This is a genomic window from Streptomyces sp. NPDC023573, assembly GCF_055559735.1.
Genome location: NZ_JBVHKB010000008.1, coordinates 110018 through 128120, shown reverse-complemented (window position 1 = coordinate 128120; position 18103 = coordinate 110018). Strand labels below are relative to the sequence as shown.

Below are 18103 nucleotides of genomic sequence, written 5' to 3'. Positions count from 1 at the left end.
GACCTGCACCGTTTCGTATGAAAAAATGGGTCTTATGCGTTTTCTTGAGCCCGGCACCGGTCGCTACACGGCCTCTCCCTCGGTCCCCTACGACCTCACGTACGACGATGTCTTCATGGTCCCCGGCCGCTCCGCGGTCGGCTCCCGGCAGGCCGTGGACCTCTCGTCGCCGGACGGCAGCGGCACCACCATCCCGCTCGTCGTCGCGAACATGACCGCCATCGCGGGCCGCCGGATGGCCGAAACCATCGCCCGCCGCGGTGGTCTGGTCGTGATCCCGCAGGACATCCCGATCGAGGTCGTCACCGAGGTCATCGGCTGGGTCAAGAAGCGCCACCTCGTGCTCGACACGCCCATCGTGCTGGCCCCAGGCCAGACCGTCGCCGACGCGCTGTCGCTCCTGCACAAGCGGGCCCACGGAGCCGGTGTCGTCGTCGACGCCGAGAACCGTCCGGTCGGGGTCGTCACCGACCACGACCTGACCGGCGTGGACCGTTTCACCCAGCTCTCCGAGGTCATGTCCAAGGACCTGGTGGTGCTCGACGCGGACATCGATCCCCGTGAGGCCTTCAACAAGCTCGACGGCGCCAACCGCAAGCTCGCCCCGGCGGTCGACGGGGACGGCCGGCTCGTCGGCATCCTCACCCGCAAGGCCGCGCTGCGCGCGACGCTCTACACCCCCGCGACGGACGCGGACGGCAAGCTCCGGATCGCGGCGGCCGTCGGCATCAACGGCGATGTGGCGGGCAAGGCCAAGCAGCTCCTGGACGCCGGCGTCGACACCCTCGTCGTGGACACCGCCCACGGGCACCAGGAATCCATGATCAGCGCGGTCGCCGCCGTCCGGGCGCTCGACCCGGCCGTGCCGATCGTCGCGGGCAACGTCGTGGCGGCCGAGGGAGTGCGTGACCTGATCGAGGCCGGCGCCGACATCATCAAGGTCGGTGTGGGCCCCGGCGCGATGTGCACCACCCGCATGATGACCGGCGTCGGCAGGCCGCAGTTCTCCGCCGTGCTGGAATGCGCCGCCGAGGCGAAGAAGCACGGCAAGCACGTCTGGGCCGACGGAGGCGTCCGGCACCCGCGCGACGTGGCGATGGCTCTGGCGGCCGGTGCGTCCAACGTGATGATCGGTTCCTGGTTCGCCGGGACGTACGAGTCGCCCGGCGACCTCCAGCAGTCCGCCGACGGGCGGTACTACAAGGAGTCGTTCGGGATGGCCTCGGCGCGCGCGGTCAAGAACCGCACCTCGGAGGAGTCCGCCTACGACCGGGCCCGCAAGGGGCTGTTCGAGGAGGGCATCTCCACCTCGCGGATGTTCCTGGACCCCACCCGCCCCGGTGTGGAGGACCTGATCGACTCGATCATCGCCGGCGTCCGCTCATCCTGCACCTACGCGGGCGCCTCCTCGCTCGAGGAGTTCGCCGAGAAGGCGATCGTGGGTGTGCAGAGCGCCGCGGGCTACGCGGAGGGCAAGCCGCTCCACGCCAGCTGGAACTGACGCCCGGCCGCCCCGGCGGCCCTGCCGCACAAGTGCCCCTCCCCGCAGTCCGCGCGGGGAGGGGCACTTCTCGCATGTACGCCGAGGCCCCGGCCTTTCCTCAGGAGAGCCCTCCCGTCTCCCCTTCAACTTGGTTGAGGGATAAGTAATATGAGCCGCAATCAGCTGCCCGCCCCTCTGCGGTAAAGGGATTCCATGAGCTCCTTCTTCACCGACCTGGCCCAGCAGTACATCGACGGCGAGTGGAGGCCGGGGAAGGGGTCCTGGGACATCATCGACTTCGACCCGTACAGCGGGGAGAAGCTCGCCTCGGTCACCGTCGCGACGGCCGGTGAGGTCGACCAGGCCTACCGCGCCGCCGAGCGGGCCCAGCCGGGATGGGCCGACACCAACCCGTACGCCCGCCGGGCGGTGCTGGAGAAGGCCCTGCGGGTCGTCGAGGAGCGCGAGGCCGAGATCGGTGAAGCGATCGTCGCGGAGCTCGGCGGGACCCGGCTCAAGGCCGGCTTCGAGCTGCACCTGGCCAAGGAGTTCCTCCGCGAGGCGGCCCAGCTCGCACTGCGCTCCACCGGGCAGATACTTCCCTCGCCGACCGAGGGCAAGGAGAACCGCGTCTACCGGCTGCCCGTCGGTGTCGTGGGGGTCATCAGCCCCTTCAACTTCCCCTTCCTGCTGTCGCTCAAGTCGGTCGCGCCCGCGCTGGCCCTCGGCAACGCCGTGGTCCTCAAGCCGCACCAGAACACCCCGGTCTGCGGCGGCACCCTGATCGCCAAGGTGTTCGAGGAGGCGGGGCTCCCCGCCGGACTGCTGAACGTCGTGGTCACCGACATCGCCGAGATCGGCGACGCCCTGCTGGAACACCCCGTCCCGCAGGTCATCTCCTTCACCGGCTCGGACAGGATCGGCCGGCACGTCGCGACGGTCTGCGCGGCCAACCTCAAGCGCGCGGTGCTCGAACTCGGCGGCAACAGCGCGCTGATCGTCCTCGACGACGCGGATGTGGACTACGCCGTCGACGCGGCCGTCTTCAGCCGCTACATCCACCAGGGCCAGGTCTGCATGGCGGCCAACCGCATCCTGGTGGACCGCTCGGTGGAGCAGGAGTTCACCGAGAAGTTCGTGGCCAAGGTCGCCTCCCTCCGCGTCGGTGACCCGGCCGACCCCGCGACCCACATCGGCCCGCTGATCAGCTCCTCGCAGGCCGACGCCGTGTCCAGGCTCGTCGACGAGACCGTGGCGGCGGGCGCCACGGCACTGCTGCACGGCCGGACCGAGGGCAATGTGGTGAGCCCGTCCGTCCTCACCGGCCTCGCCGCCGACTCCCCCGTCCTGCAGCAGGAGATATTCGGGCCGGTGGCCCTGCTCGTCCCCTTCGACGGGGAGGACGAAGCCGTCCGGATCGCCAACGACACCCCGTACGGGCTGAGCGGCGCGGTCCACACCGCCAACATCGAGCGGGGCGTACGGGTGGGGCAGCGCATCCGCACCGGCATGATCCACATCAACGACGGCACCGTGCACGACGAGCCCATCGTCCCCTTCGGCGGGGAGAAGAACTCCGGCCTCGGGCGCCTGAACGGTGAGTCGATGCTCGAGGCGTTCACCACGCAGAAGTGGATCTCGGTCCAGCACGGCCGCTCGGAGTTCCCCTTCTGACCTGCCGTGCGCCGCGGTGAGCACCCGCGCGTGGTCTACTTCGGGGGCGGCCCGCGTGCCGCCCCCGGAACCCTCCGCCGCAGAGAAGTGATCCACCCGACGTGCGCCTGAACGACCTCGACGAACGCATCGTCCACGCCCTCGCCGAGGACGCCCGCCGCTCCTACGCGGACATCGGTGCCCTCATCGGCCTCTCGGCACCCGCGGTGAAGCGCCGCGTGGACCGGCTGCGCGCCGAAGGGGCCATCACGGGCTTCACCGTCCGCGTCGACCCGGCGGCGCTCGGCTGGGAGACCGAGGGGTTCATCGAGATCTACTGCAGCCGCAACACCGCCCCCGAGGCGATCAAGCGGGGCCTCTCCGCCTATCCGGAGATCGCGTCCGCGTCCACGGTGACGGGCGACGCCGACGCGGTCGTGCAGGTCTTCGCCGCCGACATGCGCCACTTCGAGCAGGTGCTGGAGCGGATCGCCGGCGAGCCGTACGTCGAGCGGACCAAGTCGGTCCTCGTGCTCTCCCCGCTGCTGCGGCGTTACTCATCCTCCGGCCCGCCCGCCTGACCTCGGTCTTCAGGCCGGGGCGGGCGCGGGGGAGACCGAAATCACTTGCCCGGCCCCCCAGGGACGCCCCACGCAACGAATCACCGCCGCGAGGGGTTTCCACGCAACGGATCGACGGTGAACGCGCAACAATCGCGCCTTGTCGACCGTGATTCCCGCGCCGTACCTTCAATAGGTCTCCCCACCCCGCCCGTCCCGCCGAGGTCAGCCATGCCGCCGTTGCGTACCGCCCTGCTCCAGAGCTCCGGACGAGCCGGCTCCGTGGACGACAACCTCGCGGCACTCGACGAGGCCGCGGCACGGGCCGCCGCCGCGGGCGCCCGGCTGCTGGTCTGCCCGGAGCTGTTCCTCACCGGCTACGCCATCGCGGACGCCGTCCCCGAGCTGGCCGAACCCGCGGACGGACCCGCCGCGCGAGCCGTCGCCGGCCTCTGCGTACGCCACGGCCTCGCCATCCACTACGGGTACCCGGAGCGGGCGGGCGAGGAGATCTTCAACGCGGCACAGCTCATCGGCCCGGACGGGACGCCGCTCGCCAACTACCGCAAGACCCACCTCTACGGCGCCTTCGAGGAGAAGTGGTTCACCCCCGGTGAGCAGCCCGTGGTGCAGGCCGAGCTCGACGGCGTACGGATCGGGCTGTTGATCTGCTACGACGTCGAGTTCCCGGAGAACGTACGCGCGCACGCCCTGGCCGGCACCGAACTGCTGCTCGTCCCGACCGCGCTGATGCACCCCTACACGTTCGTCGCCGATTCCGTCGTGCCGGTCCGCGCCTTCGAGAACCAGCTCTACATCGCGTACGTCAACAGGGCCGGTAGGGAAGGCGAGTTCGACTTCACCGGACTGAGCTGCCTGGCCGGCCCCGACGGCACGGTCCGCGTCCGCGCCGGCCGCGGCGAGGAACTGCTCGTCGGCGAGGCCGACCCCGGACTGCTCGCCGGGTCGCGCGCCGCCAACCCCTACATCGAGGACCGGCGGCCGGGCCTGTACGGCTCCCTGGTCTGAGTATCCGTTCCCGCCCCGCGCTTCCCCCGCAAGGAGTCCGTACCCCATGACGTCCACGGTGCCCAACGCCGTCCAGCACACCGACGCGCAGCCGCCGATCACCATGTTCGGACCGGACTTCCCGTACGCCTACGACGACTTCCTGGCCCACCCGGCGGGCATCGGGCAGATACCGGCCACCGAGCACGGCACCGAGGTCGCCGTCATCGGCGGGGGGCTCTCCGGCATCATCACCGCCTACGAGCTCATGAAGATGGGGCTGAAGCCCGTCGTCTACGAGGCGGACCGGATCGGCGGCCGGCTGCGTACCGTCGGCTTCGACGGGTGCGATCCCTCGCTGACCGCCGAGATGGGCGCCATGCGCTTCCCGCCCTCGTCCACGGCGCTCCAGCACTACATCGACCTGGTGGGCCTGGAGACCAGGCCGTTCCCCAACCCGCTCTCCCCGGCCACCCCCTCGACCGTCGTCGACCTCAAGGGTGAGTCCCACTACGCGCGCACCATCGACGACCTTCCCCAGGTGTACCGCGAGGTGATGGACGCCTGGAACTCCTGCCTGGAGGACGGTGCGGACTTCTCCGACATGAACCGCGCGATGCGTGAGCGCGACGTACCGCGCATCCGGGAGATCTGGGCGGAGCTCGTCGAGAAGCTCGACGACCAGACCTTCTACGGATTCCTCTGCGGCTCCGACGCCTTCGCCTCCTTCCGGCACCGTGAGATCTTCGGCCAGGTCGGCTTCGGCACCGGCGGCTGGGACACCGACTTCCCCAACTCCATCCTGGAGATCCTCCGCGTCGTCTACACCGAGGCCGACGACCACCACCGGGGGATCGTCGGCGGCAGCCAGCAGCTGCCGCTGCGCCTGTGGGAGCGGGAGCCGCAGAAGACCGTGCACTGGCCGTCCGGCACGTCGCTCTCCTCCCTGCACGGCGGGGAACCGCGCACCGCCGTGACGCGGCTCGACCGCACGGCGGGGAACCGGATCACGGTCACCGACGCCTCCGGTGACATCCGTACCTACCGGGCGGCGGTCTTCACCGGACAGTCCTGGCTGCTGCTCTCCAAGATCGCCTGCGACGACGCGCTCTTCCCCATCGACCACTGGACGGCGATGGAGCGGACCCACTACATGGAGTCCTCCAAGCTGTTCGTGCCCGTCGACCGGCCGTTCTGGCTCGACAAGGACGCCTCCACCGGCCGGGACACGATGTCCATGACGCTCACGGACCGGATGACCCGGGGGACGTACCTCCTGGACGACGGGCCCGACAGGCCGGCCGTCATCTGTCTCTCCTACACGTGGTGCGACGACAGCCTGAAGTGGCTGCCGCTCTCCCCGAACGAGCGCATGGACGTCATGCTCAAGTCGCTCGGCGAGATCTATCCGGGCGTCGACATCCGCAAGCACGTCATCGGTAACCCGGTCACCGTCTCCTGGGAGAACGAGCCGTACTTCATGGGCGCGTTCAAGGCGAACCTGCCCGGCCACTACCGCTACCAGCGGCGTCTGTTCACCCACTTCATGCAGGACCGGCTGCCCGCCGACAAGCGGGGCCTGTTCCTCGCGGGCGACGACATCTCGTGGACGGCGGGCTGGGCCGAGGGAGCCGTACAGACCGCGCTGAACGCCGTATGGGGCGTGATGGCACAGTTCGGCGGGGCCACCGACCCGGCGAACCCGGGGCCGGGCGATGTCTTCGACGAGATCGCGCCGGTCGAGCTGCCTGAGGGCTGAGGCGGGCCGCCGTCCCGGCGGGCGGGCCGGAGGGCGGCGTCTTCGGCCGGCCCGGTGGGCTCGTTCACACAGCCGGGAGCCCTGTCGTGCCGTCCACGGGAAGCGGTTGCAGCCCTTCACCACCGGAATTCACCGTCGTAGAGGCGTCGGTGCCACCGTTCGCGTCACCGGCCGAGCGGGACAGGCCTCGGGGCGGGGCCGTCCCGTTCGGCGGGTCCTCACTCGCCGGGCCGGTACCTCCGCTCCACGTGCCCCTCCAGCTCGTCGGGGTAGAAGTAGACGCGCCGCAGGTCGCCGCTCGCGTAGCGTTCGGCCTGGTCGTCGAAGTGCGGGGAGCGGGGGTGGCCGCTCACCCCGCCCGCCGTGACCGCCCAGGCGCGCACCCGGGGCCCGAACTCCACCACGGCGACGAAGGAGTTGCCGCTGGTGCCGTAGTAGCGCTTCGTGCCCGGGTAGGCCTTCGCACCGAACGACGCGAGAGAACCCCAGCGTGAGGAAGCGAAGGGGACCGGAATGCTGGGCTTGTCGTCGTCGAACTCCTGGACGATCGCGCCGTCGTTGCGCTGGTAGCGGTTGATCTCGCCCCACTCCACGTACCGGCTGCCGAAGTCCCGCTCCAGCCGCGTAACCGCTGTGCCGAGCGCCTCGATGCGCTCGGCGTCGGTGGCGCGGTCGGCCATGTAGTCCCACCCCGAGAGTCCTGCGTCCGCGGCCGCCTGCGCGGTCATCGCCCACAGGTCCTCCCCCCAGAACACGGCAACCGACATGGCCGTCGACCGCGCCGACCAGCGACAGTCCCAGTCGCGCAGCAGGGCGATCGGCCCGGAGAGCCGCTTCCTCCGCCCGCTGCCACGGGGAAGCCCGTCCCACGCGGCGACGAGGCCGGGCAGCAACCGGGCGAAAGCCGTGAGGTACGGGTCGAAGGCGGCCTCGATCAGCGTCCGCGGGGTGAAGTCCTTGCGTGCGGTGAGGACCCGGATCGCCTGAGGCCCGCGCGGATTCTCGCCGGCCTTGTCGAAGTAACGCGGGTAGTCGGCGGCGTCGGGGCTCTCGTCACCGGCTGCGGTCCAGGGCCAGTTGTTGGTGTTGAAGGCCCAGCCGTTCTTGGGATTCACGGCCTGCGGCAGGCTCGCCAGGCTGTGCAGTCCGTTCCAGTCGGTGGCAGGATCGCTGCCGTCGACGTTCTCGAGATAGTCGAAGCGGTCGTCGCGCCTCGGCATGAACTGCGGCATCAGAAAGGCGATGTCACCCCCGGAATCCGCGAAGAGAGTGTTGTTGGAGCTGTTCGCCTTGAGTTCCGCGACCCGGATGTACTCCTTGTAGTTCTTCGTCGTGGTGCGCAGGAAGCTCTGCTTGAGCGCGTCGACGGGCTTGTTCATCAGCGCGCACGCGATCCACTTGCCGTCCTCCTCGCGGACGACCGGGCCGTGGTGGGTGGCGAAGGTGGTGAAGCTCCGCTCCTCCTGGCCGCCGTCCTCGGTGCGGCAGGACAGCGTGACCGTCCTCCTGACGACGGGGCGCAGCTCGTCGCCGTAACGGTAGAAGTGCTTCCCGTGCTTTCCGTCCGGCCCGCTCACGACCGTCTCGGCGAAGTTGTCGATGTTGTCGACCCCGGCCGTCGTGTGCATCCAGCCGGTGTCGGCGTTGAAGCCCTGGTAGATGAAGAACTGGCCCCAGGTGGCGGCCCCGTAGACGTCGAGTCCCTGCCTGCTCGTCACGTGCTGCTCGGCGCGGAAGAAGAAGCTGGTGTGGGGGTTGATGAGGAGCAGGGCGTGCCCGTCGCGGGTGTGGCTCGGCGCGATGGCCATGCCGTTCGATCCGGTCGGCTCGCGGAACGTCAGGCCCATCTCGTCGTCGGTCATCGGCACTTCCCGCTCGGCGTAGAAGGCTTCGAGCCGGCTGAGCGGGATCGACTCGATGTCGCCGCCGATACTGCCCTCGGAGAAGCTCAGCGGCATCCACGGCTCGAAGCGGTCGAGTACACGAGGGCGCACGTCGGGGTGGGTGGCGAGGTAGTGGTTGAGGCCGTCCGCCCAGGCCTGCATCAAGGTGCGCAGCCAGGCGGGGGACCGGGCGTAGTCCTTCTTCAGCTCCTCGTGGTCGAGATAGAGCCGCTGGCGCAGGTCCTGCCATATCGCGCTCTCGCCCTCGGCCTCGGCGAGCCGTCCGAGAGCTGTCAGGTAATTGGTCTCGATCCGGTTGAAGTCGTCCTCGGCCTGGCTGTACATCATTCCGAACACCGCGTCGGCGTCACTCTCGCCGACCACGTGCGGGACGCCCCAGTCGTCGCGGGTGATCGTCACGCGTGCGGCGTGTCGTCGCCGGCGGGCCGTGTCCGACGCCGTGTCCGACGCCGCGGACGCGCTCCCTGCCGGCATCCCCGCCGCGACCACGGCCAGCCCGGCGGCGCCACCCAGTACGCGGCGGCGGCTCAGTCCTCCGTGCTGTCCCGGGATCTGCCCTGTGCTCTGCGCGTCGCTCATCACATGCTCCCCATCGGCTGTCGCGGCAGGACGCGTGGATTCCGGTGATCATCCACCCGGACAGTCCTATCCGTGACGTGACGCGTTGACAAGATCCCCGCCACAGCCCGAGCGGTCGACAGCAGACGGAGGGCGGTGAAATACCGGCACAAGGGAGCTGAATTCCCTTGTGCGTATACAAATGGGTGCTTGATCGCCGTCTTCCCCCGACGGGAAGAGTGCCGTTACCCTCCACCGTGAGAAGCCTGGAAACCAAAAGTGCTGCTACGGATTTCCGCTTTCGCTGTTCTGCGGTAAGTAGCGGGGAAGGCGGAGTCGAGTGGTGGCGCATTCTTCAGGATCGGTGAAGCCGCCTGCGCGGCGGACGAAGGAAGGGACTCGATTCGACTGGTCGGCGCTACGTGCCGATCTGCGAGGAGCGCTTCCCGACGCCTCGCTGGCCCTGGTGGTCACCGGGTTGATCTACTGGCTGCTCTACGTCCGCATCGAGAACGGCACTTCGGCGACCATCAAGATCATGCCGATGCTCGAGGACGCCGACGAGTTCTGGATGTACTGGATGTGTCAGGCGTTCGGCTGGTCGGCGATGCTATGGGCTTATGCGACCGTGATATTCGGGTTGTTACGTTCCGGGCCGAGACCTGGTGTGACCTGGCTGTCCGCAGCCAGGCTGGAGAAGTGGCACCGCACAACGAGCCTCACCACCATCGGTCTGATGTTCATGCACGCGTTCTTCTTCCTGACCGAGCAGATCCGGACCAATCAGGATCAGTGGCCGCTCGGGCGCAGCGTGTGGACCGCTTTCGTCGATGTGTTCGTGCCCGGCGGATACGCCACCGGCACCGGGCGAGTCGCTGTCCTGGTGGGCCTGCTGGCTTTCTATCTGGCCATCCCTCTGGGGTTCGCCTTCTATCTGCGGCACAGGACCGGATCCCGTGTGTGGCTGGCCTTGCACCGTTTCGCCATCGTGGTCTACATCCTCAGTGCCTGGCACACCCTGCTCTACACCACCCAGGGGTGGTACGACGGGCCGTTCCGCACCATGCTCTGGGCGCTGCAGATTCCGATCGCCGTGCTGCTCCTGGTCCGCCTGATGGCACCGGCCCGCCCGAGCGAGCGCCTGAAAGCGCGTGGCCCACGGCGCCGCGACATCGCGCTGCCGATCAGCGCGCGGCTGTTCGGACGCATCGTGGCGGCGGCCACGGTCCTGGGCCTGGTGGCTGTCATCGCCACCGGCGTGGACGGGGGACGCTCCCCGGAGGACGGCCCTCTTGCCCCGTGGCCGGACAAATCGGTGCTCTGGGCCGGACTGGCACTGTTCACCCTGATCGTGACCGCCACGGTCATCAGGGTCAGGCGCCGGACCACCGGCGCGACCCGGCCCAATAACTCTGAGGAGCCCTTGCCCGGCAGCGTTCCCCACCCCCGGGACCCGTGAAGTCCGCCGGGGACCGCGATCCCCGGCGGTACCACCGGCACCGCCGCCCACCGCACTGCCGAAGCGAAATTGGGGCGGCCGCACGCTTGTCCACCCGCGGCAACAAGGGCTCTGTTCGTTCCGACGCCGCGTCCGTCGACTCGCCACGGGATCAATGATCAGCGACCTAGCGGTCCGACTTGCGAGCGGTGTTCTCCACGAACCGGCTCAGCCGATAAGAGCTCTGCTCCACTGGTCGTCGACAAAACGTGTCAATGAGAGCGAGCACGTCCGTCGTGGGGCGGACGTCGCCGAAGGAGCGGTACACCGTGCGCAGGGTGGCGTTGTGTTCCTGGTCGCGGCCGGTGGAGTTGGCGTCGGCGACCATGACGACCCGGTAGCCGAGTGTCCAGGCGTCGCGGGCCGAACTCTCGCAACACACGTTCGTGACCGTGCCGGTGATCAGAACGGTGTCGACCCCTCGCTCCTGGAGAAGCTCCGGGAGGGGGCTGCGGCCGGGGAAGAAGGCGCTGGGCGCGGACTTCTCCACCAAGAGGTCGTCGGCACCGGTGACGAATTCGTGCCACAGCCGGGGCCGGAGGGGCCCGGTGCCGCCGGAGTTGCGGAACATTTCGGCTGCCTCGGGGCCATGGAATTCGTCGCCGATCGGGGTCCGTTCGGTGCGTGCGGGCAGGACCCAGGCGACCGTTCCGCCGACGGAGCGCAGGCGGTCGCCGAGCCGTTGGATGTTCGGGACGATGCCGCGGGCGTATGGGTTGGCGTCGACGAAGAACGGCACCATGTCGATCACGACGAGTGCGGTGCGGACCGGGTCGAGACTTGTGTACGCGAAGCGTCGGCCCCGGCGTTCCTCATGACGACGGTAGACCTCGTCCTCGATGTGCCAGGCATGGGTGAAGGCCTCAGTGTCCGGCAACGGCGGTGCTCCTGTCAGGTATTGCCCGGGTGGAGTCTGATGGCGTCGGTGAGTTCGGTGACGGGCTGGAGAGCGGCTCCGGGGATGCCGAGGTGCTGACGAGCCTGGTGGGCGGCAGCGGGCGGCCCCCAGTCGGAGATGCATGGCCTGTTCCGGGGCCGCCAGGATGCGGATGTAGGTGTGGCCTGTGGCCGGGTCGGGCCATGCGAGGCCGACGCCGGTGAGTGCTGCAGCGTAGCGCAGGTATGCGCGCTGTCCTTGGGAATCGGTGACGTGCCCGAGGGGCAAGGCGCTTCCGAATCGGGCTGCTGCCTCCTCCTCTGCTTCGCGGCGCAGGGTGGACACGGGGTCGCCTTGGTCCTGCTCCTCGGGCTTGCCGCCGGGCAGGAGGGCGGTTGGAGCTGGGCACCTCCCATGAACACCGCCACGACAGGACCGCAAAGTGACGCTAGTCGTCGACCGGATCCGCGCCGAACACCATGAGAGGTGACCACCATGGTTCGTTGTGGCCCAGCTGCCCGGTGTGGTGCCGCTACCGGCCCGCGTTCTCTGTGGTGCAGGGGCTGTCGCTGTTCCGGGTGGCAGCCCAGGAGGCGAGCAGGCGCAGTCCTTCTTCGGAGGGTGAGCGGGGTTCGGCGGTGTAGACGGTGAGGGTGAGGCCGGGTTCGGCGGCCATTTCCAGGCCCTCGAAGGCGAGGGTGAGGTCGCCGACGGCCGGGTGGTGGAAGCGTTTGGTGCCGGTGCCGTGGTGGCGGACGTTGTGGGCGCCCCAGCGGGTGCGGAATTCCTCGCTGCGGGTGGACAGCTCGCCGACGAGGTCGTGCAGGTCCTTGTCGTGCGGATTTCGCCCGGCTTCGGTGCGCAGGATGGCCACGGCGACGTCAGCGAAGAGGTCCCAGTCGGGGTAGAAGCGGCGCGAGGCGGGGTCGAGGAAGTTGAACCGGGCCAGGTTCGCCTGGTTGCCGGGGGCGGCGTAGACGTCGGCGTAGAAGGCGCGGGCGAGCGGGTTGGCGGCCAGGATGTCCATGCGGCCGTTGCGGACGAACGCGGGACCTGCGGTGATGGCGTCCAAGGTCCATTGCAGGCTGCGGTGCGGCCGCCACTGGTCCTTCGTACGCCGTCGGCGGGGGCGGTTGAGGACGTCGGATCCGTCGGCGGCCTGGGCCAGGTTCAGCAGGTGGGCGCGTTCGGCGTCATCGAGCTGAAGGGCCCGGGCGAGAGCTTCCAGGACGGACGGTGAGACGCCGGCGAGGTTGCCGCGTTCGAGCTTGGCGTAGTACTCGACGCTCATGTCGGCCAGGGCAGCGACCTCGCTTCTGCGAAGGCCGGGGACCCGGCGTCGAGGGCCCGCCGGCAGTCCGGCCTGCTCGGGGGTGATCTTGGCTCGCCGCGAGGTGAGGAACTCGCGGACCTCCTCGCGGTTGTCCATGCCTTCGACGGTACGGCCTGCCCGGGACGGGAGGGATGTACTGCTGGTACACCCCTCGTCAGTGACTCGCTGTCCGCGCGGGATGGGGGTTACCTGGTTGACGTGGCGCTCGCCGTCCGCCCGTCGCGACGGGCGGACGGGCGCCGGGCCCCCTGCGCCCGCAGGCGGCGGAATCGCTGCCGGCGCCGGGGCCCTCACCCATTCGGTGGCCTGCCGGAACCCTCCCGGCGTCGGCAGGCTTCAGCAGGCAAGGAGTCTTCCTCATGCGCGGAGCAGTGATCCACGCCCCCGGTGACATCCGGTTCGAGACCGTGGACGATGCCAAGATCGTCAAGCCGACCGACGCCGTCATCCGGACGGCCGTGACCTGCGTGTGCGGTTCCGACCTGTGGCCCTATCGCGGCGCGGAGCCGACGGAGCACGCACATCCCATGGGCCACGAGTACGTCGGTTTCGTCGCAGAGGTCGGATCTGAGGTCACCTCGGTGAAGCCCGGCCAGTTCGTCGTCGGCTCGTTCGCCACCTCGGACAACACCTGCGCGAACTGCCGCAACGGCTTCCAGTCGAACTGCCTGAACCGCGAGTTCATGTCCACCTGCCAGGCCGAGTACGTCCGCATCCCCAACGCCCAGGGCACCCTGGTCGCCACCGAGGACGTGCCGGGCGAGGATCTGTGGCCCGGTCTGCTTGCCGTGTCCGACGTGATGGGCACCGGCTGGTGGGCCGCGGATGCCGCCGAGGTGAGGCCCGGCTCAACCGCCGTGGTCGTCGGCGACGGCGCGGTCGGCCTGTGCGGGGTGATCGCGGCCAAGGAGCTGGGCGCGGAGCGCATCATCGCCATGTCACGGCACGCCTCCCGCCAGAAACTGGCGCGTGAGTTCGGCGCCACCGACATCGTCACCGAGCGCGGTGAGGAAGGTGTCGCCCGGATCAAGGAGCTGACCGGCGGGATCGGTGCCGACGCGGTCCTGGAGTGCGTCGGCACCGCTCAGGCCATGAGCCAGGCCCTGCACTCCGCCCGGCCCGGCGGCAACGTCGGCTTCGTCGGCGTCCCCCACGAGGTCGCCGTCGACGGACAGGAACTGTTCTTCTCCCACGTCGGCCTGCGCGGCGGCCCCGCCCCCGTACGCCGCTACCTCCCCGACCTGATCGACCGCGTCCTTCAGGGCCGGATCGACCCGGGCAAGGTCTTCGACCTCACCCTGCCCCTGGAGCAGGTAGCCGAGGGCTACAAGGCCATGGACGAGCGCCGGGCGATCAAAACCCTCCTCAAGCCCTGACCCCCTACCGCACAAGGAGCAACCGTGCAGATCACCCGCAGCTCGATCGACACCGTCAAGGGCCCGGCAGACTGGTTCACCGGCGACGTCTACATCGACCCCGTCGCCGCCGCGCCCGCCCCGTCCCGGGTCACCGCGTCCATGGTTCACTTCATGCCCGGCGCCCGCACCCACTGGCACCGCCACCCCTTGGGCCAGACCGTCTTCGTCACCGAAGGCGTCGGCCTGTGCCAGCGCCGCGGCGGCCCGGTGGAAGTCATCCGGCCCGGTGACCGCGTCCTGTTCGAAGCCGACGAGGAGCACTGGCACGGCGCCGCCCCGAACCGGCTCATGGTCCACCTGGCCATCAACGAGGGCGACGACACCCACGACATCGTGCACTGGCTGAACCCCGTCACCGACGAGGAATACACCGCAACCCCGGCCACCGGCTGAACCCCGGCGCACACCGCTCTTTCCCCCGGCCTTCATGCGGCCCACCCCCACCCACGTCGTTGAGGAGAACTCCCGTGACCACCTTCGCTCTCGTCGGTGCCGGCCCCGGTCTGGGGCTGGCTGCCGCCCGTCGCTTCGGCCAAGCGGGCCACCGCGTCGCCCTCCTCTCGCGCAGCGCCCAGCACCAGGACACTCTGGTAGCTGAACTGGCCAGGGACAACATCCACGCCCGCGGCTTCGCCGCCGACGTCCTGGACCCCGCCTCCCTCACCGCAGCCCTGCAAGAGGCCGCGGACACGCTGGGGCCCGTCGAGATCCTCCAGTTCAGCCCGGTACCCCGCAGCGACTTCATGAAGCCGGTCCTGGACACCACCGCGGCCGACCTGGACGACCCGCTGGCCTTCTCCGTCAAGGGACCGCTCACCTGCGTGAACACCGTTCTGCCCGGTATGCGGGAGCTCGGGCGGGGCACGCTGCTGTTCGTCAACGGCGGCAGCGCGGTACGCCCGAAGGCCGGCGTGGCCGGGACCTCGATCGCGTTCGCCGCCGAGAGCGCGTACGCGCAGATGCTCCACACCACACTCGCCGACGAGAACATCCACGTCGCGCAGCTCATCGTCCCCGGCGCGATCAGCCCCGACTCCGCGACCTCCAGCCCCGAGAAGCTGGCGGAGTCGCTGTACGGCCTGCACACCGACCGCAAGGGCTTCCGCCACTACGCCGAGCCCATGCCCGACCCGCTGTACGGCACCCCATGACCTTCACCCTCCGCCGCGCCCTGACAACCACCGCCACCGTTGGCGCGCTGCTGCCGGCCGCGACCGCCTGCTCCGACGACTCGTCCGCCGAGCAGGCCCCCACCGCCTCCGTCTCGTCGTCCGCCCCGGCGTCCGGAGAACCGCCGACCACGGCGCCCGCGAGCCCGTCCGGATCAGACAGGAGTACTCCGGTGGACATCCGCGTCACCATCGACGGCCAGGAGGTCGAGGCGACCTTGAACGACAGCCCCGCCGCCCGTGACCTGGCCTCCCTCCTTCCGCTCACCCTGGATCTGGAGGACTTCCACGGGACCGAGCGGATCGCGGACCCGCCGAGGAAGCTGACCACCGAGAACGCCCCGGAACCGCAGGCGCCGAAGACCGGGGACCTCACCTACTACGCCCCCTGGGGCAACCTCGCCATCTTCTACAAGGACGGCCCCTCCGCCTCCGAGGACCTGCTGGTCCTCGGCCACATCGACGCCGACTCCGATCTGCTGTCCGGGGCCGACCGGATCACCATCGAGGCCGCCTCCTGACCTCCCCCAGCACCACCCCTCCTCGTACGGGAAGAAGTTTTCGCATGCCCTCCGCCACCGGGTCCGCCCCCGGCAAGCTGCCCTTCGTCGTCCGGGTGCTCGCCACCGGCACGTTCCTGATGGGCACCACCGAGTTCGTCATCGCCGGACTGCTACCCGAGATGGCCGCAGACCTGAACGTCAGCGTGTCCCGCGCCGGTCTGCTGATCACCGCGTTCGCCGTCGGGATGATCGTCGGCGGGCCCACGATGGCCATGGCCACCCTGCGCCTGCCCCGGCGCCACACCCTCATCGGCGCCCTCGCCGTCTTCGCCCTCGGGCACGCGGTCGCCGCGCTAAGCACCTCCTTCACCGTCGTGCTCACCGCCCGGGTCGTGACCGCGCTGGCCACCGGCGCGTTCTGGGCCGTCGGCTTCGTCATCGCCACCACCACGGCGGGCCCGGCCCGGTCCACGCGGGCGGTCGGCGTCATGATGGGCGGCCTCACCCTGGCCAACGTCATCGGTGTGCCGATCGGCTCGTTCGTCGGCCACTACACCGGCTGGCGCGGCCCGTTCTGGGCGCTGGCCGTCCTCGCCGCCCTGGCCGCCGCGTTCGTCGGCCGGTCCATTCCCCGTACCGAGCAGCGGGCCGAGGTGTCGGTGCGCGCCGAGGTCCGGGCCCTTCGCCAGGGGAGGCTGTGGCTCGCGCTCGGCGCCGCGGTGCTGATCATGGGCGGGGTCCTGGCGACGTACACGTACATCACGCCGCTGCTGACCGACCGGGCGGGCATCCCGGCCGGTGCCGTGCCGCTGGTGCTGATCGCCTTCGGGATCGGTGCGCTGGGCGGCACCGCGATCGGTGGCCGTCTCGGGGACCACCGCCCGATGGTCACGACGATCACCGCGTCGGCGGCGACCTCCCTCATCCTGCTGGCCCTGATTCCCGCCTCCGACAGCCCGGTGGCCGCTGTGGTCCTGGTGTTCGGTATGGCGCTGGCCGGGTTCACCGTCAACCCGGTCGTCACCTCTCTCGCCGTCCGCTTCGCAGGCGACGCCCCCACCCTCACCTCGGCACTGACCACCTCCGGCTACAACACCGGCATCGCCGCCGGCTCCCTCGCAGCGGGCCACGCGCTGGACTCCTCGCTCGGCCTGACCGGCCCGGCCCTGGTCGGCGCGGTCTTCGCCGCGCTCACCCTGCTGCCCCTCATCGCCCTTGCACTGCGCGGCACCACCGGCCCCTCCCGGATCGTCGCCCACCACACCACCGACACCGGACACCCGCCAACCGTGGACGCCACCGCGACGTCCGCGCGCTGAGCTTCACGCCCGTACACCTTCGTTGGGAGCCACCGTCATGAACCCCGCGTACGACTTCACCGGTCAGGTCGCCTTCGTCACCGGCGCCTCATCCGGCATGGGCCTGGCCACCGCCCGCGCCTTCGCCGAAGCCGGGGCCGCCGTCGCCCTCGCCGACATCGACGAGGACGCCGTCAACGCCGCCCTCGAGCAGCTCACCGACGACGGGCACCAGGTCCTCGCCCTGGTCTGCGATGTCACCGACGAGGATCAGGTCGCCGCCGCCGCCGTCGACCGCACCGTGGAGACGTTCGGGCGGCTCGACATGGCCTACAACAACGCCGGGATCATGCCCCCGCCCACCGACGCCGCCGACGAGAGCGCCGAGCAGTTCGACCGCGTCCAGGGCATCAACCTCCGGGGCATCTGGGCAAGCGTGAAGCACGAACTGCGCCACATGCGCACCCAGGGCAGCGGCACGATCGTCAACTGCTCCTCCCTCGGCGGCCTGGTCGGCAATCCCGGCCGCGCCGCCTACCACGCGTCCAAGCACGGCGTCATCGGCCTCACCAAGAGCGTCGCCCTCGAATACGGCTCCCGAGGCGTCCGGATCAACGCCGTCTGCCCCGGCACCATCAGCACCCCCATGGTCGACGCCATGGTCGAAGGCGGAGAACTCGACCGCTCCCAGGCCGAAGGGGGCCAGGCCATCGACCGGCTCGGCACCGCCGACGAGATCGCCCAGGCCGTCCTCTGGCTCTGCAGCGACGGCGCCAGCTACGTCACCGGCATCGCCCTGCCCGTCGACGGCGGCTACGTCGCCCAATAGCCACCCCGCCATCCCGCCGCATGCCCCGCAGCCGACTACCTCGTCGAACAGGGCAGGGCGACAACCTCAACCCCGACAAGTGGCTCGGCTAATGGGGGAGCTGGAAATCGTCGTGGGTCTCCACCCACTCCGGCGGCGCCAGAGTCTCCGCCTGCCGGACAAGGTCGCGGACGAACTCGGCATCTCCCGGCTTCAGGTACGGTCCCGCCGCGGCCAGGTGCCGTTCGGCCTTGTCGACAGTCGGGCCACTGTC

The 18103-nt window shown here is 69.9% G+C and carries 15 protein-coding genes; 12 read left to right on the top strand and 3 right to left on the bottom strand.

Translation table 11 applies throughout. From position 1 onward, the window contains the following. The first annotated feature begins 34 nt into the window (after nucleotides 1-34). The 5 genes from ACZ32T_RS25140 to ACZ32T_RS25120 all read left to right on the top strand — a co-directional run bounded on the left by ACZ32T_RS25140 (nucleotide 35) and on the right by ACZ32T_RS25120 (nucleotide 6463). Nucleotides 35-1501, top strand: coding sequence for a GuaB1 family IMP dehydrogenase-related protein (locus ACZ32T_RS25140; protein ID WP_467264893.1), 1467 nt, complete (start codon nucleotides 35-37; stop codon nucleotides 1499-1501). Between the two features lie 195 nt (nucleotides 1502-1696). Further along, on the top strand, nucleotides 1697-3157 hold the full coding sequence (locus tag ACZ32T_RS25135) for an aldehyde dehydrogenase family protein (RefSeq protein WP_467264895.1): 1461 nt from the start codon (nucleotides 1697-1699) through the stop codon (nucleotides 3155-3157). Nucleotides 3158-3258: 101 nt separating this feature from the next. Continuing rightward, nucleotides 3259-3717 carry an Lrp/AsnC family transcriptional regulator gene (locus ACZ32T_RS25130; RefSeq protein WP_104790440.1) on the top strand — a complete coding sequence of 153 codons (459 nt, stop codon included), beginning with the start codon at nucleotides 3259-3261 and terminating at the stop codon, nucleotides 3715-3717. Between the two features lie 210 nt (nucleotides 3718-3927). Beyond that, on the top strand, nucleotides 3928-4725 hold the full coding sequence (locus ACZ32T_RS25125) for a carbon-nitrogen hydrolase family protein (RefSeq protein ID WP_467264897.1): 798 nt from the start codon (nucleotides 3928-3930) through the stop codon (nucleotides 4723-4725). A 46-nt stretch (nucleotides 4726-4771) separates the two neighbouring features. Further along, the gene (locus ACZ32T_RS25120; RefSeq protein ID WP_467369163.1) at nucleotides 4772-6463 is read left to right on the top strand and encodes a flavin monoamine oxidase family protein; all 1692 of its coding nucleotides are present in this window, start codon (nucleotides 4772-4774) and stop codon (nucleotides 6461-6463) included. 218 nt (nucleotides 6464-6681) lie between these two features. On the opposite strand, the gene ACZ32T_RS25115 is transcribed toward ACZ32T_RS25120, so the two are convergent. Then, nucleotides 6682-8946 (bottom strand): penicillin acylase family protein, encoded by a 2265-nt coding sequence (locus tag ACZ32T_RS25115; RefSeq protein WP_467369161.1) that lies wholly within the window; start codon nucleotides 8944-8946, stop codon nucleotides 6682-6684. Nucleotides 8947-9289: 343 nt separating this feature from the next. On the opposite strand from ACZ32T_RS25115, the gene ACZ32T_RS25110 reads away from it, so the two are divergent. Then, nucleotides 9290-10384 carry a ferric reductase-like transmembrane domain-containing protein gene (locus ACZ32T_RS25110; protein WP_467369159.1) on the top strand — a complete coding sequence of 365 codons (1095 nt, stop codon included), beginning with the start codon at nucleotides 9290-9292 and terminating at the stop codon, nucleotides 10382-10384. A gap of 166 nt (nucleotides 10385-10550) precedes the next feature. Here ACZ32T_RS25110 and ACZ32T_RS25105 read toward each other — a convergent pair whose 3' ends face one another. Together ACZ32T_RS25105 and ACZ32T_RS25100 are read right to left on the bottom strand one after the other, a co-directional pair. Beyond that, complete coding sequence (locus tag ACZ32T_RS25105) at nucleotides 10551-11300, bottom strand: isochorismatase family protein (protein WP_467369157.1); 750 nt, start codon at nucleotides 11298-11300, stop codon at nucleotides 10551-10553. Between the two features lie 532 nt (nucleotides 11301-11832). After that, the gene (locus tag ACZ32T_RS25100) at nucleotides 11833-12729 is read right to left on the bottom strand and encodes a helix-turn-helix transcriptional regulator (RefSeq protein WP_467369155.1); all 897 of its coding nucleotides are present in this window, start codon (nucleotides 12727-12729) and stop codon (nucleotides 11833-11835) included. Between the two features lie 263 nt (nucleotides 12730-12992). Between ACZ32T_RS25100 and ACZ32T_RS25095 the strand changes: the two genes are divergently transcribed. The 6 genes from ACZ32T_RS25095 to ACZ32T_RS25070 all read left to right on the top strand — a co-directional run bounded on the left by ACZ32T_RS25095 (nucleotide 12993) and on the right by ACZ32T_RS25070 (nucleotide 17850). Next, on the top strand, nucleotides 12993-14009 hold the full coding sequence (locus tag ACZ32T_RS25095) for a zinc-dependent alcohol dehydrogenase family protein (protein ID WP_467369153.1): 1017 nt from the start codon (nucleotides 12993-12995) through the stop codon (nucleotides 14007-14009). 24 nt (nucleotides 14010-14033) lie between these two features. Next, nucleotides 14034-14444 carry a (R)-mandelonitrile lyase gene (locus tag ACZ32T_RS25090; RefSeq protein ID WP_467264910.1) on the top strand — a complete coding sequence of 137 codons (411 nt, stop codon included), beginning with the start codon at nucleotides 14034-14036 and terminating at the stop codon, nucleotides 14442-14444. 74 nt (nucleotides 14445-14518) lie between these two features. Next, a complete protein-coding gene (locus tag ACZ32T_RS25085; RefSeq protein ID WP_467264912.1) occupies nucleotides 14519-15202 on the top strand; it encodes an SDR family NAD(P)-dependent oxidoreductase in 684 nt (227 codons plus the stop codon). Continuing rightward, complete coding sequence (locus ACZ32T_RS25080) at nucleotides 15199-15741, top strand: cyclophilin-like fold protein (protein ID WP_467369151.1); 543 nt, start codon at nucleotides 15199-15201, stop codon at nucleotides 15739-15741. Before ACZ32T_RS25085 ends, ACZ32T_RS25080 begins: the two co-directional genes overlap by 4 nt. Before the next feature lie 44 nt (nucleotides 15742-15785). Further along, the gene (locus ACZ32T_RS25075) at nucleotides 15786-17042 is read left to right on the top strand and encodes an MFS transporter (protein ID WP_467369149.1); all 1257 of its coding nucleotides are present in this window, start codon (nucleotides 15786-15788) and stop codon (nucleotides 17040-17042) included. 37 nt (nucleotides 17043-17079) lie between these two features. Continuing rightward, nucleotides 17080-17850: an SDR family NAD(P)-dependent oxidoreductase gene (locus ACZ32T_RS25070; RefSeq protein WP_467369146.1), complete on the top strand. Its 771-nt coding sequence runs from the start codon at nucleotides 17080-17082 to the stop codon at nucleotides 17848-17850. The last annotated feature ends 253 nt before the right edge of the window (nucleotides 17851-18103 follow it).